12 protein-coding genes and 2 pseudogenes are annotated in these 16,648 nt (G+C 65.0%); 1 reads left to right on the plus strand and 13 read right to left on the minus strand.

What is annotated here, in order from left to right:
• Positions 1 to 27: 27 nt before the first annotated feature.
• The 8 genes and pseudogenes from ACVWW3_RS24235 to ACVWW3_RS24270 all read right to left on the minus strand — a co-directional run bounded on the left by ACVWW3_RS24235 (position 28) and on the right by ACVWW3_RS24270 (position 10,067).
• Entirely contained in the window at positions 28 to 1,332 is a 1,305-nt protein-coding gene (locus ACVWW3_RS24235) for a TRAP transporter large permease (protein WP_456648421.1), read from the minus strand.
• A 31-nt stretch (positions 1,333 to 1,363) separates the two neighbouring features.
• The gene (locus ACVWW3_RS24240; RefSeq protein ID WP_456672158.1) at positions 1,364 to 1,957 is read right to left on the minus strand and encodes a TRAP transporter small permease subunit; all 594 of its coding nucleotides are present in this window, start codon (positions 1,955 to 1,957) and stop codon (positions 1,364 to 1,366) included.
• A 9-nt stretch (positions 1,958 to 1,966) separates the two neighbouring features.
• On the minus strand, positions 1,967 to 2,965 hold the full coding sequence (locus tag ACVWW3_RS24245; RefSeq protein ID WP_456648420.1) for a TRAP transporter substrate-binding protein: 999 nt from the start codon (positions 2,963 to 2,965) through the stop codon (positions 1,967 to 1,969).
• 38 nt (positions 2,966 to 3,003) lie between these two features.
• Positions 3,004 to 4,663 (minus strand): annotated as a pseudogene (locus tag ACVWW3_RS24250) (hydantoinase B/oxoprolinase family protein).
• Between the two features lie 2 nt (positions 4,664 to 4,665).
• A complete protein-coding gene (locus tag ACVWW3_RS24255; protein ID WP_456648419.1) occupies positions 4,666 to 6,750 on the minus strand; it encodes a hydantoinase/oxoprolinase family protein in 2,085 nt (694 codons plus the stop codon).
• A 140-nt stretch (positions 6,751 to 6,890) separates the two neighbouring features.
• Complete coding sequence (locus ACVWW3_RS24260; protein WP_247342936.1) at positions 6,891 to 7,697, minus strand: NAD-dependent protein deacetylase; 807 nt, start codon at positions 7,695 to 7,697, stop codon at positions 6,891 to 6,893.
• Positions 7,698 to 7,838: 141 nt separating this feature from the next.
• Complete coding sequence (locus tag ACVWW3_RS24265; RefSeq protein WP_456648418.1) at positions 7,839 to 8,675, minus strand: SDR family oxidoreductase; 837 nt, start codon at positions 8,673 to 8,675, stop codon at positions 7,839 to 7,841.
• Between the two features lie 72 nt (positions 8,676 to 8,747).
• Positions 8,748 to 10,067, minus strand: coding sequence for a solute carrier family 23 protein (locus tag ACVWW3_RS24270; protein WP_456648417.1), 1,320 nt, complete (start codon positions 10,065 to 10,067; stop codon positions 8,748 to 8,750).
• Positions 10,068 to 10,193: 126 nt separating this feature from the next.
• Here ACVWW3_RS24270 and ACVWW3_RS24275 point away from each other — a divergent pair, with 126 nt between their 5' ends.
• Positions 10,194 to 11,522 carry a dicarboxylate/amino acid:cation symporter gene (locus tag ACVWW3_RS24275; RefSeq protein WP_247342926.1) on the plus strand — a complete coding sequence of 443 codons (1,329 nt, stop codon included), beginning with the start codon at positions 10,194 to 10,196 and terminating at the stop codon, positions 11,520 to 11,522.
• Positions 11,523 to 11,691: 169 nt separating this feature from the next.
• On the opposite strand, the pseudogene ACVWW3_RS24280 reads toward ACVWW3_RS24275, so the two are convergent.
• From ACVWW3_RS24280 to ACVWW3_RS24300, 5 genes and pseudogenes are all read right to left on the minus strand, one after another.
• Positions 11,692 to 13,276, minus strand: a pseudogene (locus ACVWW3_RS24280) (ABC-F family ATP-binding cassette domain-containing protein).
• Positions 13,277 to 13,447: 171 nt separating this feature from the next.
• Positions 13,448 to 13,795 carry a RidA family protein gene (locus ACVWW3_RS24285; protein WP_456648415.1) on the minus strand — a complete coding sequence of 116 codons (348 nt, stop codon included), beginning with the start codon at positions 13,793 to 13,795 and terminating at the stop codon, positions 13,448 to 13,450.
• A 15-nt stretch (positions 13,796 to 13,810) separates the two neighbouring features.
• The gene (locus ACVWW3_RS24290) at positions 13,811 to 14,932 is read right to left on the minus strand and encodes an NAD(P)/FAD-dependent oxidoreductase (protein WP_456648414.1); all 1,122 of its coding nucleotides are present in this window, start codon (positions 14,930 to 14,932) and stop codon (positions 13,811 to 13,813) included.
• Positions 14,929 to 16,347, minus strand: coding sequence for an FAD/NAD(P)-dependent oxidoreductase (locus ACVWW3_RS24295; RefSeq protein WP_456648413.1), 1,419 nt, complete (start codon positions 16,345 to 16,347; stop codon positions 14,929 to 14,931). Before ACVWW3_RS24295 ends, ACVWW3_RS24290 begins: the two co-directional genes overlap by 4 nt.
• A complete protein-coding gene (locus ACVWW3_RS24300; protein WP_456648412.1) occupies positions 16,344 to 16,640 on the minus strand; it encodes a (2Fe-2S)-binding protein in 297 nt (98 codons plus the stop codon). Before ACVWW3_RS24300 ends, ACVWW3_RS24295 begins: the two co-directional genes overlap by 4 nt.
• Between the last annotated feature and the right edge of the window lie 8 nt (positions 16,641 to 16,648).

Raw genomic sequence — 16,648 nt, forward strand, 5'->3', positions numbered from 1 at the left:
CGCTGGCGCCAGAGCCCGAGGATGGACTTATCCGTACAGCACCCTCGGCAGGATCGTGACGATGCCGGGCCAGAGCGTCAGCAGCAGCACGAAGCCCACCATGATGAGGAGATAGGGCATCGTGACGCGCGCGATGTAGCCGAGGCCGTCCTCGGTCAGGCCCTGGATGACGAAGAGGTTGAAGCCGACCGGTGGGGTGATTTGCGCCATCTCGACCGCGAGCACGAGGAAGATGCCGAACCAGATCTCGTCGAAGCCGGCACCCTTTACAATCGGCAGCACGATCGGCAGCGTCATCACGATCATCGAGAAGCCGTCGAGAAAGCAGCCGAGGATCAGGTAGAACATAATCAGCACGACGATCAGCATGAAGGGCGACAGGCCAAGGCCCTTCACGAAGGCGGCGACCGCCTGCGGGATGCCGAGGAAGGCGGCCGCATTGCCGAGGATCGAGGCGCCGAGCACGATCAGCGCGATCATCGAGCAGGTCACGACCGAGCCGATCAGCACGTCGCGGATCACCTGCTGCGACATCGAGCCCTGCGCCCAGGCGACCAGCGCGGCGCCAAGCACGCCGACCGCGGCGGCCTCCGACGGCGTCGCGAGTCCGCCGTACATCGAGCCGAGCACGCAGGCGATCAGGAACAGCGCCGGCGCGAGATCCTTCAGCGCAGCAAAACGCTCGCGCCACGACACCTGCGAGAGTTTGGTTTCCGTTTCCGGCACCATGCCGGGGTTGAGGGTCGTGTGCAGCATGACCCACCCCATGAAGGTGGCTGCCAGCAGCAGACCGGGCAGCACGCCCGCCGTGAACAGTTTCAGGATCGAAACGTCGCCGAGCACGCCATAGATGATCATGATGTTGGACGGCGGAATCAAAAAGCCAAGCGTGCCGGCGCCGGCGAGCGAGCCGATCGCGATGTCGCGCGAATAGCCACGGCGCAGCAACTCGTTGAGCGACATGCGACCGATCACCTGAGTCGTCGCCGCCGACGAGCCGGAGATCGCAGCGAAAATGGTGCAGCCGATCACATTCACATGCAGCAGGCGGCCGGGCAGAAGCCCCGCCCACGGCGCAAGCCCCTGGAACAGCGAGCGCGACAGCCGGGTGCGGAACAGCAGTTCGCCCATCAAGATGAACAGCGGCAGCGCCAGCAGCTCCTGCGTCGTCAAAATGTTCCAGGCGTATTGCGGCAGCAGCTTGTCGAGCGGGATCGAGCGGAACATCGCAAGCAGCAGCGTCGCGGTGAGCGCAAGCGTCAGGCCGATCCATACGCCGCATGCCAGAAGCGCGAACAGGATCACGAACAGGCTGACAACTTCGATGGTCATGCGAACTTGAATCCGATTGCGAGCAAGGCGATCATTCGACGGGCGAGGCCTTCATGCGGTGATCCTCCAGCGGCAGGCCGAGTACGGCCTGGATCGCGCGCGCCAGGAACTGGAGCGTTAGCAGCAGCATGCCGAAGGTGACGACGGCCTGCGGAAACCACAGCGGAGTGTCGCTCGAGGTCGAAACCTGGCCGCGCACATAGGCGCCGAAGGCGAACTTCGCCATCGACCATGTCAGGAAAGCCATGAAGCCGAAGCCGGCGGCGGCCGACAAGATTTCGATCGCGCGCTGAAAGAGGGCCGGGACGTTCTTCAAGAGCAGCACGACACGGATATGGCCGCCGACGCGCAGGGTCATGGCGGCGCCGAAGGTGAAGGACGCCGCCATCAGATAGGAGGAATACTCCCACGCGATCGAGATCGTGGGCGGAAAGAACGGCAGGAAGTTCGAGAGGAAGCGCGTTGCGACCTCGCACAGCATCAGCAGCGTCAGCATCAAGAGGCAGCCGCCACCGATCCAACCGTCGAGCCGGCCGAGACGGTCGATGCCGTCGAGCAGGATGCGCAACGGCGCCGGCGCCGCTGCATTGAGACTATGCGGAGCCGCGGGCGAAACGCTGACCATGACCTGGCCTCAGCGCTTCATTTCAGCGAGATAGGCCCGCACCGCCTTGTCGGCTGCCGGCACGCGCTTGAGGAAAGCATCAAGCTGCGGCGCGGTCTTGGCGCGAATGTCGGTGATCATGGCCCCCGAGACCGGCACCACCTCCATGCCGCCTTCCTTGAGCCGGTTGAGGCTGTCAACGTCCGCCTTGAGCGAGTTCGCCCAGAAGCCCGGCTCCATCTTCTCGGCAATTGCGGTGACCTGTTGTTGCTGATCGCTCGATAGCGCCTTCCAGGAATCGAGATTGACGGTGAGCATCTGCGACGACCAGACGTGGTTGGTCGGATAGATGTACTTCAAGAATTCCCAGAATTTTCCGTCGACGCCCGATACGGCCGAAGTGGAGACGCCCGAGACCGCGCCGGAGGCCAGCGCGGGGATCGTCTCGCCCCAGGGGATCATCACCGGCGCCATACCGACAACAGCCAGCATATCGACGGCGTTCTTGTCGGGCACGCGGATCTTGATGTTCTTCAACCCGTCGACATCGGCGACCTTGACCTTGAGGTGCAGATACTGCGTCGGCCACGGCACGATGTAGAGGATCTTCTGGTTGTTGCGCGCGGCGACCTTCTCGTATTCGGGCCGCACATATTTGTGCAGCACCTTCAATTCGTCCATGGAGCCGCAGAGGAAGGGAATGCTCTCGACACCCATGAACGGCTCGTCGCCGACCTGCTGGATGTTGAGGACGTCGGCGAGCGGCACCAGGCCGTCGCGCACGGCGCGCAGATGCTCGGGGCCCTTGAAGCCGAGCTGGCCACCGGCCTTTACGGTGATCGCGACCGAACCGCCGGTCTGCTTCTTCACTTCTTCCGCGAAGGCAAACGCGTTCTGGGTGTGGAAATTGCCGTCGGGCCATACCGTCGACATGTCCCAGCTCACCGTCGCCGCCCGCGCGCGGGTCGAGATGTGGCCGGCTGCGACCAGCGTCGCCGCGCCCGCAGTAAAATTCCGTCGCGTGATCATTGAGCCCCTCCGTTCGCTACGCGCACGACGCCGAGGCGTCATCGCGTATACCCATAAACTGCAACCGCGTTGTCGGCAGACACGAGGCCGCTTTCGATGTCGTCGCTGACGGCTGTCGGCGCGCGCTCCCGGGGATCGCCGATGCCGGCGCCGCCCGGCGTCAGCACCACCAGCCGGTCGTCCGGCGGCACCTGCTGAAAAACCTTTTCCACGCAGCTTCTTGCCGGACTTCAGGCCGACATAGCCGGCCTCGCCGTTCTTGCCGCCATCGCGGCCGCGTGGCGGATGATCGATGCGGTCGAACGCCGCCAGGATGTCGAACGGCGCATCGACGCCGCTGCCGACCTCGATGATCTGGCCGAGCCCGCCGCGGGTGCGCCCTGCCCCGCCGGAATCCGGGCGCAGCTCCTTGCGCCAGAAGATCAGCGGCGTCTGTGTCTCGGCGATCTCGACCGGCGTGCCGCGCACGCCGCTGGGATAGGCGGTCGCCGACAGCCCGTCCTTCGCGAAGCGCGCGCCGGTGCCGCCATTGGAGGTCACCGCCATCGAGAATCCGTAATTGCCGCCGGCGCCCGAGCGGGTCTGGCCGCGCACGTTGAGATTCCACAGGCACGAGGTGCCTTCCGCAGGCACGCGCTCGGGAATGATCTGGCGCAGGCAGCCGAACACGACGTCGGGCAGCATCTGGCCGATGATGTGGCGCGAGGCGACCGGCGCCGGCTTCGGCGCATTGAGGATCGCGCCTGGGGGAGCCGACACCGTCAGCGGCGAGAGCGAGCCGGCATTGTTCGGGATCTGCGAGGCGACGACGCAGCCGAGACCGAACACGGTGTAGGCGATGGTGTAGGACAGAGGCACATTGATGCCGAACCTGGACGCGGCGGAGGTGCCGTCGAAATCGACGTGGATGCCTTCGTCCGAGATCGTCAGCGTCGCCGCCAGCGTGACCGGCGCGTCATAGCCGTCGACCACCATGGTGTTGCGCCAGGTGCCCTTCGGCAGTTTGGCGATCTCGGCCAGCACGGCCTCGCGCGAGCGGTCGCAAATGTAGTCGCCGAGCTCGTCGAGCGTGTCGATGTCGAACTCGGTCATCATCTCGACCAGGCGCTCGCAGCCGACGTCGTTGCAGCCGGCGAGCGAATAGGTGTCGCCCTCGGTGTCGATCGGCAGCCGCGTGTTGGTGCGGATCATCGCCATCAGCGTCTCGTTGACGACGCCCTGGTCGATCAGCTTCAGCATGGGAATGTAGAGCCCCTCCATGAACACGTCGGTGGCATCAGGCCCGAAGCCGATGCCGCCAATGTCCATGAGATGGCTGGTGCAGGAGAACAGCGCGACCGGCTTGCCGTCCTTGAAGCAGGGCGTGGTGACGACAAAATCGTTGAGATGGCCGGTGCCCATCCAGGGATCGTTGGTGATGTAGGCATCACCCTCCTTCATCGTCTCGATCGGGAATTGCGCGATGAAGTGCTTGACCGATTCCGCCATCGAGTTGACGTGGCCGGGCGTGCCGGTCACCGCCTGCGCCAGCATTCGCCCCTTGAGATCGAACACGCCGGCGGAGAGGTCGCCGCATTCGCGCACGATCGGGCTGAAGGCGGTGCGGAGCAGCACCTGCGCCTGCTCCTCAACCACGGCGATCAGCCGGTGCCACATGATCTGAAGGTCGATCAGGCTCGCGCCGCTTGCCTTGCTCATGATCAGGCTGCCTTCCGTTCCATGACGATGCTGCCGGCACCGTCGATATGGGCGTCGAAACTGGTGGAGACGAAGGTGGACGTTTCGTCCTCGGCGATCACGGCGGGTCCCGCAATGGTCGCGCCGGGCGCCATGTCCTCGCGGCGATAGAGCGGGATCTCGATCAGCTCCCCGGCCCGGCCGTCGAAGAATTTGCGCATGCCCGACGCCTTGCCGGCGGGCATGCGCGCCACATCGGCGACGCGCGGCGGATTGCGCGCCTCGGTGGTTGCAAGCACCGACCAGCTCAAGACCTCGATCGCAGCGCCCGGGATCGGCCGTTCGAACATCGCCGCATAATCCGCCTCGAACTTCTGGCGCAGGCCGGCCAGATCGGTCGTCGCCAACCGCCGGTTCGGCAACCCGATCGAGATCTCGTGGCCCTGGCCGACATAGCGCATGAAGGCGGCGCGGCGCTCGCGGACCGGCGCGCCTGCTGCACCCGTCTCGACCAGCGCACGCGCTTCGGTCACCATCTCCTGGAGCAGGTCGGAAACACCATCGGTGTCGAAATCATCGAGCCAGACATGACGGCTGCGCACCAGCTCATAGGCGATCGGAGCGGCAAGGAAGCCAACGGCCGAACCGACGCCGGCATTGGAAGGGACGATCACGCGGGAGACACCGATCTTCTCGGCGACGCGCGCTGCATGCAGCGGTGCCGCGCCACCGAAGGCGATCAGCGTGTGCTGACCGACAATCTCGCCGCGCTCGACCGCATGCACGCGCGCCGCACTCGCCATGTTCTCGCACACGACCTCGTGCACGGCATAGGCCGCAGTCTCCGCGGACAGACCCAGCGGCTCGCCCACGGCGCGCAGCAGCGCCTGTTTCGACAGCTCCGGATCGAGCTTAATCGTTCCACCCGCGAAGTCGTCGGGATCGATCATGCCGAGCGCAACGTCGGCATCCGTCACGGCCGGGCGCAGGCCGCCGCGACCGTAGCAGGCGGGCCCCGGCTCCGACGAGGCGCTCTCGGGGCCGACGGTGACGCGCTTCATCGCGTCGACATGGGCGATCGAGCCGCCGCCGGCGCCGATCTCCACCATCTCGATCACGGGAATCCGCACCGGCAGCCCCGAACCTTTCAGGAAGCGCGCGGCGCGATCGACCTCGAACACGCGCGAGGTCTCGGGCTGGTATTTTTCGATCAGGCAGATCTTTGCCGTGGTGCCGCCCATGTCGAAGGACAGCACCTTGCTCTCGCCGAGACGCGCCGCGATCTGCGCCGCGAAAATGGCGCCGCCGGCAGGACCGGATTCGACGAGACGCACCGGAAAGCGCCGCGCCGTCTCGATCGAGGTGACACCGCCGCCGGAGGTGACAAGATAGATCGCGCCGCGGTACTGCTCGACCTGCAAGGCGTCGGACATGCGGGCAAGATAGCCGTCGATCAGCGGTTGCACATAGGCATTGGCCACCGCAGTCGATGTGCGCTCATATTCGCGGATCTCCGGACACACCGCGGACGATACGGTCACGGAAATACCGGGCATCTCCTCGCTGATGATCGCAGCCGTGCGGCGCTCGTGCTCGGGGTTGGCGTAGGAGTGCAGGAACGCGATCGCGACACTCTCGACCTTCAGCGCGCGCAATCTTGGCGCGAGCGCGCGCACTGCAGCTTCGTCCAGCGGGAGGCGGACGGCGCCATGGGCGTCGATACGCTCGGGCACGGTGAAGCGCAGGGATCGCGGCGCCAGCGGCTTCGGCTTGTCGATGGAGAGGTCATACTGGTCGTAGCGGCTCTCGGTGCCGATATCGAGTACGTCGCGAAAGCCGTCGGTCGCGATCAGTGCCGTCTTGGCGCCGCGGCGCTCGATGATGGCGTTGGTCGCGAGCGTCGTGCCGTGAATGAAGACGTCGATGTCGCTGATATGCGCGCGCGCATCAGCGAGAATGAGCCGCATGCCATCGAGCACCGCCTGTTCGGGCCGCTGCGGCGTCGTCAGCAGCTTGCGCGTCTTGCGATCCTGCCCCACGTCCAGCACGATGTCGGTGAACGTGCCACCGATATCAACGGCAAGCCGCACCTCGGCTCCCTCAAGCATTCCAAATTCTCCGTGCTGATCGTCAAGACTGAGGACAAAAGCGCAGCAATTTCCATGCCATCGATGGCGCGGACATGCGGCGTTCGGCTATTCTGCTTGGCACCTATGCAATAGGCAAGGCGTGTTCGCAGCCTGCGCGATCAGAGCAGGAATGCAAGCGCCGCTTCGCAGCGCTCCTCGACCTTCAGCGTCAGGAGATCATCGGCGCGGGTGCGTCCGAGATTGACCGCAGCGATTGGGATTTGCCGATGCGCGGCAGCCTGCACGAAGCGGAAGCCGGAATAGACCATCAGCGAGGAGCCGACGATCAGCATGGCGTCGGCCTGCGCCAGATGATCCTGCGCGGATGCGACGACGTCGCGCGGGACGTTCTCGCCGAAGAACACGACGTCGGGCTTGAGAATTCCGCCGCAGGCCTCGCAGGCCGGGACCTTGAACGACGAAAAATCCGCATGCTCCAGGTCGGCGTCGCCATCGGGTGCATCGGCGGCATCGAGCGTCAGCCATTCCGCATTGGCGCGGCCGAGCGTCTCCTGAAATTCGCTCCGCGGCGCCTTTTGGCCGCAGCCCATGCAGCGGACCAGATCGAGCCTTCCGTGCAGGTCGATCACCTGGCGCTGGCCGGCGGATTGATGCAGCCGGTCGACGTTCTGGGTCAGCAGCATCCCGCAACGCCCGCTGGCCTCGAGCCGGGCGAGTGCGTGATGCGCATCGTTCGGCCTCGCCTGGCCGAACCTGCGCCAGCCGATCAGGCTGCGCGCCCAATAGCGCCGGCGCGTATGCTCTTCCGACATGAAGGCCTGGAAGTTCACCGGCTGGGTCCGCTTCCAGTTGCCGTGGCTGTCGCGGTAGTCGGGAATGCCGGAGTTCGTGCTGCACCCGGCGCCGGTCAGCACGAACAGTTTTTCGTGCCGGCCGACGAAATCCTGGAGCGGAGGGTTTGCCATGGCGCAGATGTAGGGCGCTCCGCCGGCTTTTGCCAGATCACCGCCGATCGGACAGGTCGAATCGCGATCAGCTCCACGTGCTCGACCTGATCGACCAGCCCGCCTCCGGTTGATCCGCACCCGAAACTTGGAGGCGCACGCCTAGCTCGCCCAGTTCTCGCGAAACTCGGGAAACAGGGTCAGGCCTCCGCAGGCATAGATGGTCTGGCCGGTGATGTAACTGGCATCATCCGACGCGAGGAACGCAAACACGGCGGCGATCTCTTCCGGCGTGCCCACGCGACCGAGCGGAATGTGGCTTGCGACGTTGGCGCGCTTTTCGGCGTCGCCGGTCCATGCGGCGTTAATCGGCGTGTCGATCGCACCGGGCCCGACCGCATTGACGCGAATGCCACGGCCGGCAAATTCGAGCGCCAGCGTGCGCGTCAGATTGGCCATGCCACCCTTGCTGATCGAATAAGCGAGATAGCCGGGCTTCGGGATGATCTGGTGCACGCTGGAGCAGTTGATGATGCTGCCGCCTGCGCCGCGCGCGACGAAATGGGCGAGCGCCTTCTGCGCGCAAAGCACGGCGCCGTTGAGATTGACGTCGATGATGCGGCGATAGGTTTCGATATCGAGCGCGTCGCTCGGGGATTCTCGCTGGAAGCCGGCATTGTTGACGAGGCAATCGAGCCGTTTCCAGCGCGCCAAAATCGTCTCGAACATCGCGGCGATGTCCGGCTCATTGCCGACATCGGCCTTGACGATGACGTGGTCGAGCTTGCCATGGCCGCGGCCACCCGATGCCGTCCGCGCGAGCGCGAGCGTCTCCTCGGCCCCTTCAGGGTGACCGAAATAGTTGATGGCGACGGTCGCGCCTTCCTGGGCGAGCCGGATCGCGACCGCGCGGCCGATGCCTTGCGAGGCGCCTGTTATCAGCGCGTATTGGCCGACAAGGCGCGAGTGAAACGAGGTCGAACGATCGGTTTGTGGCATGGGTTCTCTCCGGGACGCCTGATCATCGACGGAACCGGCTTTTTGTTCCATCCCTCAGCGCATCGCTGCGATTCATTTAGCGCGCTGGGCCAGTGGCGAGCTTAGGATCTGGTAGAGGATGATGGCGCCGAAGGTTGCGGTGCCGATCCCGCCGATCGTGAACGCGCCGAATTTGAGCGTCAGATCGCCCGCGCCTGCGGTGAGCGCGACCGCGACGGTGATCAGGTTTGCCGGACTTGAGAAGTCGACCTTGTTCTCGACCCAGATCCGGCCCGCCATCGCGGCGATCAATCCGAACAGCACGATCGAGAGCCCACCGATGACGGGACCCGGGATCGAGAGGATCAGCGCGCCGAATTTCGGCGAGAAGCCGAGTACGATCGACACAATGGCCGCGAAGGCAAACAGCAAGGTCGAATAGACCTTCGTCGCCGCCATGACGCCGATGTTTTCGGCATAGGTGGTGACGCCGGTGCCGCCGCCACAGGCCGCCACGATGGTCGCGAGGCTATCAGCGAGCAAGGCGCGGCCGAGATAGCGATCGAGGCTCCGGCCTGTCATGGCGCCGACGGCCTTGATGTGACCGAGGTTCTCGGCGACGAGGATGATCGCAACCGGCGCGATCAGGACGATCGCATCGACCTGAAAGGTCGGCGTGGTGAAGCTCGGCAGGCCGATCCACGGCGCAGCCGCAAGCTGGGTGAAGTCAATCGGCTTGCCGAAACCGAGGCCGTTCGCGAACAGCAAGTACAAAAGATATCCACCGATCGCGCCGAGGATGACCGGCAGGCGGCGCCACAGGCCCGGAGCGGCAACGGCAACCACGCCGATCATCAGAACGGTCGCGAGCCCGATCCAGGTGTCGAACGCGCCCGCGCTCACCGCCTTGACCGCCACGGGCGCGAGGTTGAGGCCGATCGCGGCGACCACAGCACCGGTGACGGCCGGCGGCAGCAACCTCTCGACCCAGCCAACCCCCGACCACATCACAATCAGCGCAATCACGCCGTAGAGGACGCCGGCCCCGACGATGCCGCCAAGCGCAATCGACAGGTTCGGGTTCGGCCCGTGCCCGGCATAGCCGGTGGCAGCGATGACGACCGCGATGAAGGCGAAGCTCGATCCGAGATAGCTCGGCACGCGCCCCGCGACAATGACGAAGAAGATCAGCGTGCCGACGCCGGAGAACAGGACCGCAATATTGGGGTCGAACCCCATCAGCAGCGGCGCGATGATCGTCGAGCCCGACATTGCGACGCAATGCTGGAGACCGGAGACGACGGTCTGGCCGAGCGGCAATCGCTCCTCGGGCATGATCACGCCGGAGGACTTCAGCGTCCAACGCGGAAAATAGCCTTGCGCTCGCTCTTCGGAGCCCGTTGCAGTCGACATGTTCCCCCCGAGTTGCGGTGCAGCCATCAATCTTCGTGCGAACAGACAAAAATGTGATTGTCGCTTCTGCGGCGGCCATCACATGATGCAAATCAAACAAGATCAATACGTTCCGGGGCCCACTCTATGACACAAGTCGCGATCCAGCCAGCCATCCACCGCCGGCACCAGCCCTGGTACAAGGTCCTCTACGTCCAGGTTCTGATCGCGATCGTGCTCGGGGTGCTCATCGGCTATTTCTACCCCGATCTCGGCAAGGCCCTGAAGCCGCTCGGCGACGGCTTCATATCGCTGATCAAGATGATGATCGCGCCTGTGATCTTCTGCACCGTGGTGCACGGCATCTCCTCGATGGGCGACCTCAAGCGCGTCGGCCGGGTCGGACTGAAGTCACTGATCTATTTCGAGACGGTCTCGACTGTCGCGCTCGCGATAGGCCTACTGGTCGGCGAGGTGCTGCAGCCCGGCAGCGGCTTTAACATCGATCCCGCCACGATCGATCCGAAGTCGGTGGCGACCTACGTCACCAAGGCCAAGGAGGAAGGCATCGTCGCCCATTTGATGGCGATCATCCCCGACAGCTATCTTGGCGCCATCGCACGCGGCGATCTCTTGCAGGTGCTGCTGATCTCGATCCTGTCGGGCTTCGCCATTGCCTTTCTCGGCAAAGCCGGCGAGCCCATTGCGGAAGCGATCGACAAGGCCGCGAAGATGTTCTTCGGCATCATCCGCATCATCGTGCGTGTCGCCCCTATCGGTGCATTCGGCGCGATGGCGTTCACCGTCGGTGCCTACGGCCTCGGCTCACTGCTCAATCTCGCCGCCCTGATCGGCACGTTCTATCTCACCAGCATCCTGTTCGTGTTGATCGTGCTCGGCGCAATCGCACGGCTTGCCGGCTTCTCGATCCTGCGCTTCATCGCCTACATCAAGGACGAACTGCTGATCGTGCTCGGTACCTCGTCGTCGGAGACGGTGCTGCCGCAGATGATCCAGAAGATGGAGCATCTCGGCGCGTCGCGCTCGGTGGTCGGCCTCGTGATTCCGACCGGCTACAGCTTCAACCTCGACGGCACTAACATTTACATGACACTGGCGACGCTGTTTCTGGCGCAGGCGACCAACACCCATCTGACCATCTGGCAGGAACTCGGCATTCTCGGCATCGCCATGATCACCTCGAAGGGGGCATCGGGCGTGACCGGGGCGGGCTTCATCACGCTCGCGGCGACGCTCTCGATCGTGCCTGACATTCCGATCCAGTCGATCGCGATCCTGGTCGGCATCGACAAGTTCATGAGCGAGTGCCGCGCGCTGACCAATCTGATCGGCAACGGCGTTGCCTGCGTCGTCATCAGCCTCTCGGAAGGCGAACTCGACCGCGACGCGCTGCACGAGACCATGGCCCATCCGCTGGAGATGGGCGAAGCGCTGGAGCCCGGTGGAGGTGCGTAAGACCGCGCCCGGTTCCGACGCGGTAGTTTCCCGGAGTGGAAAATTGATGCGGCAAGCCTCACAATACCGGTGTTGGGATCACGGATTGATACTCATTTTTTCCACCCGACGCGCTGGGGGCAGAGCGTCGGGTTTTTGTTGTTAGAACGACGGGCCTTGGCGAGCCGAATTATCCGGCCAGCTCGACCCTGCGCGTGATCCCTATCGCCTGCAAGAACGCCTCGTCATGACTGACGACGAGAAGCGCGCCGTCATAAGCCCTCAAACCTGCCTCGACGGCTTCGATGGAATCGATGTCCAGATGATTGGTCGGCTCGTCGAGGATCAGCAGGGACGGCGGCGTCGCCCCGCCCAGCACACAGGCGAGGCCCGCGCGAAACATTTGCCCGCCGCTCAGGTGTCCGACGATTTGCAAGGCCGCATCGGCGCGAAACATGAAACGCGCCAGCGCGGCATGGCACTCATTCGGACCCGCTTTCGGATTGAGACGCCCAAAATTGTCCAGGATGGAGATCGCGGGATCGAGCAGGCTGACCTTCTGGTCAAACAGCGCAAAGTCCGGCCTGACCCGCACGATGCCGGAGAGCGGATGCAGCTCGCCGGCGATGAGTTTCAGCAGCGTCGTCTTGCCGGAACCGTTGGGCCCCGACAATGGCCACGCGCTCCGGACCGACGATCGTGAGCGATAGATCGTGCAAGATTATTCGGTCCGGCTGATAGCCAGCACTTGCCCGATCGAGCCAAACCACCTCCCTTCCCGCCGGCAGGTGGGTCGAAGGTAGTTTCACCGACATTGGCTGAAGAATCTCGATGCGCCGGCGTGCGGTATCGACGGCCTCAAGCGCTTCCGCGCGACGCCGCTCAGCGATCTGCACGTTCTTGCCGCCGCTATCCTCGCTGCGATCCTTGCGCGTGCCGGCGAGGATGCGCGGCATGTCGCCTTTGGCGCGCTTCTTCTTACCCCCGCTGTCCTTGCGCGCTTTCTTCTCCGCAGCTTCCTGCGCCTTCCCGTCGATCCCGGACAGGCGCCTCTCGGCATGTGCGAGATCGTGCCTGACAGCCGCAAGCGCGACGGCCTTCTGCTCGCGGTAACTGCTCCAATTGCCGCCGTATCGCATGGCCCCGAGCGACGTCAGCTCGACAATCGCATCCATCGTTTCGAGCAGGCTCCGATCATGGCTGGCGACAATCGCCCCACCGCGCCAGGACGCAAGAAAATCGATCACGGCCGCGCGCCCCTCCCGATCGAGATTGTTGGTGGGCTCGTCGAGCAGCAGGAAGTCCGGCTCCGCGAAAATCAGCGCGGCGAGACGAACCCGCGTGATTTGCCCGCCCGACAAGCGCCCGAGCTCGATCTCCGGAGCGACGCCGAACCCGACAAGCGCAAGGGCAGATGCAAGCCGTGTCTCAAGGGTCCAAGCGACCTCGGAGACCTCCTCGGCCGCGGCTTCCCCGCGTTCAGCGCGACGAAGCAACTCCAGCGCTGGTCGCGCACCGAACAGGTCGATCACCTTCGCGCCCGCAAGGAGTTGGACGTCCTGGCGTAGCAATCCGACGGTGCCATTGACGACAACGCGCCCCGATTGGGGGACGTGCTCGCGCGAGATCGACGCAAGCAGCGTCGTCTTCCCGACGCCGTTGCGGCCGACAAGGCCGGTCCGCTCGGCGCCGAACGTCAGATCGATATTGGAAAAAAGAGAGCGGCCGTCAGGCGTGCACAGCGACAGATTCGACAGGATGATTGAAGCAGGCATGGAATTCCCCGTGAGCAAGGCAGATTGGCTTTGCGGTCGGGGTAAAATCCATGGCCCTCGAATATCCTGTCTGAGGACTGTCTAACTAGTCCCATTGAAGGGCGAGATCAAGGCGAGGCTCGCAGGGCCGACAGCGCGGGGAACGCTGACGTTCCCCGCCGGCCTGCGTGATCAGCCCTTGAGCGCGGTCACCACCACCTCGATCAGCGCGCTGCCGCCGAGATCGGCGGCGCCGACGGTGGCGCGGGTCGGCAGATTGTCGCCGAAGAACTCGGTCCAGACCGCGTCCATCTCTTTCTTTTTGGAAAGGTCCGTGACGAAGATCGAGGTGCTCACGACGCGCGACTTGTCGGTGCCCGCTTCCTTCAGATAGCCGGCGATCTTGCCGAGAATGTTGCGGGTCTGCTCGCCCATCGAGACCGAGGTGTCGTCGGCGATGGTGCCGCCAAGGAAGACGAAGCCGTTGGCCTCGACGGCGCGGTGCATGATCGGCGTGCGAATGCTGCGGGTAATGCTCATGATGTCCTCTTGCTGCTAGAGCGTGGGGGAATAGAAACGGTCGATGCCGAGATCGCCAATGCGGGTCTGGCTGCCGCCATTGACAATCAGCTCCGCCATCACGGCGCCGGCGCCGGGGCCGAGCTGAAAGCCGTGCAGCGAGAAGCCGAACTGGTGATAGAGGCCCTTGTGTCGGCTGCTCGGCCCGAACACGGGCAGATCGTCGTTCGTCTTGGCCTCGATGCCGGCCCAGGCGCGGACGATCGTCGCGCTGCGCATCACCGGAAACAGCTCGAACACGGTGCGGGCGCTGGTCGCGAGGCTCTTCCAGTCCAGCACCGTCTCGTTGCGATCCAGATAGGGCGTGGCCAGATAGCCGCCACCGATCAGCACGGTGCCATTCTTGAATTGCTTGAATGAGAGCTTTCGGCCGCGCAGGATCACGACAGGATCGATGAAGTGAGGCACGCGTGAGGTGATCATCAGCATCGGTGCGACGGTCTCGACCGGAACGGGCTCGCCGAGCGCAGCCGCGATGCTGCCGGCCCAGGCACCGGCCGCGTTGACAAGCACCGGCGCGGCAAAGCTCTCGGCGCCGACATCGACATGCCAGAGGCCGTCGCTCTGCCGGATGTTGCTGGCGGCGACGCCCTCGCGCACTATCGCGCCGAGCTGCTCCGCCTTGCGCCGGAACGCCGTCGTGGTCTGCGCCGGATTGGCGGCGCCGTCGCGGCGCGAGACCACGCCGCCGGGACAGGTTTCGGCGACCGCCGGCACGAGGCGGCGCAATTCAGTCGCGTCGATCAGCTCCTCGTGGGTGAAACCGAGCGCGTTCAGCTCGGCGACGCGCGCGCGGCAGATCGCGAGTTCTTCCTCGCTCTCGGCGACCAGCACCTGGCCGTAGTTTTCAAAACTGCAATCGTCGTCGACGAGGTCCGAAATCTTCTCCCAGATTCCCATCGAGCGGATCGAGAGGGGGATTTCCGGGATGTGCCGCGCGAGCTGGCGCACACCGCCGGCATTGACGCCGGAGGCGTGGCGGCCCGCATAGTCCTTCTCGATCAGCACCGGCTTCAGGCCGGCGAGGCACAGATGCAGCGCGGTCGAGCATCCGTGGATGCCGCCGCCGACGACGATCGCATCCACGTTTTTGGTCATCCGCGCACCACCGCCTTGATGTCGTCTTTGCTCTTCGGAACCGCGGCAAGCTCGGCGAGCGTAATCGGCTTGACCGGCGCGCGCAGCCGGTAATAGCCGATCTCCTGCGGGGTTTTGGCCCGCGCCTGCGCCATCAGCTCGGTGACGGTGAGGCCGCAGAGCCGGCCCTGGCACGGACCCATGCCGGTGCGGCGATAGGCCTTGAGCTGATTGGGCCCGGTCGCGCCGATCGCGACGGCATCGAGAATGTCCTTCGCGGTCACCTCCTCGCAGCGACAGACGATGGTGTCGCCTGCGGGAATGCGAAACTGCGGCGCTGGGCGGAACAGCGTGTCGAGGAAGGTGCGACCACGCTCGGCCTTGGCGAGATCGGAACGGAGCGCCGCCATCGCGGGAAGCTTCGCGGCAGCCGCAGGCGCCAATGCTTCCATCGCTGCCCGCGCCGCGATGCGGCCGCGTACCACGGCTGCACTCGCACCGCCGATGCCGGCACCGTCGCCGGCGATCGCAATGCCGGCGACCGACGAATTGCCGCTCGCGTCGAGCACCGGCGACCAGCACAATTGCAGATCGTCCCAGCGATGATCGACGCCGGCCGCCATCGCCAGATTGACATTGGGCGCGACGCCCTGATGCAGCAGCAGCAGATCCGCCGGAATGGTCTCGCGCTTGCCACCGGCCACATAGCTCACGCCCGCGAGCTGGCAGTCGCCGGATGCCGCAAGCTCGGTGACGCCGGAGACGACCTGAACCTTCGCCTTCACTTCGCGCATCATCGACAGGCCCTTGCGGAAATAGGGCGAGGCCAGGAAGGCGAAAGCATGAGGCAGAGCGGCGAAGTAGTTGCCACGCTCGGTGGTGTCGAGAATGCGATCGATGCGGCCGCCGAGCCGCAAAATCTGCGCGGCGAGCAGCCAGAGCAGAGGCCCCTGCCCCGCGATCACCGTGCGTCCGTCCGGCACCAACGCTGACGACTTCAACATCGTCTGCGCCGCGCCCGCGGTCATCACACCCGGCAGCGTCCAGCCGGGAATCGGAAACGGCCGCTCCAGCGCACCGGTCGCAAGGATTACGCGCTTCGCCTTGACAAAGGCGGAGGCGCCGCCGATCGAGACGGCGATCTCCAGGTTGCGGTCGAGGCTCCAGACCGTGGCACGATGGATGACTTCGGCGTTGCTCGCGCGCAACGCTTGCACAAGATCGGCACCCACCCAATAGTCCGCGCCCAGCTGATTGCGCTCGGTCACCGGCGTCGAGGCGATGGCGCGAAACACCTGGCCGCCGGGACCGATGTTCTCGTCGAGCAGCAGGGTCGACAGACCGGCTTCGGCGGAGCTCGCAGCGGCCGCGAGTCCCGCAGGCCCGGCGCCGATCACCACGACATCATAGTCTTCGCGCTTGGGAGCCACAGTCATTTTCCGATCTCCCGCTTGCCCTTCTGGATCTCGACCTGCATGCCCTCGGCGACGGGCACGAGGCACCCCTGGCGGTTGCCGACGCCATCGACGGTGACGAGGCAGTCGAAGCACACGCCCATCATGCAGTAGGGCAGACGCAGTGCACCGCTGACCGCGGTCGACCGGCGCACGTCGCAGCTCGAGGCCAGCAGCGCGGCCGAGACGGTGTCGCCCTGCCGCGCCGCGACGGCAACGCCGTCGACGAAGATCTGCACCGGCGGCCGTTTGTCCTGTTCGGATCGTTTGAACATCTTGGCTC

It is taken from the genome of Bradyrhizobium sp. LM2.9 (assembly GCF_054056555.1).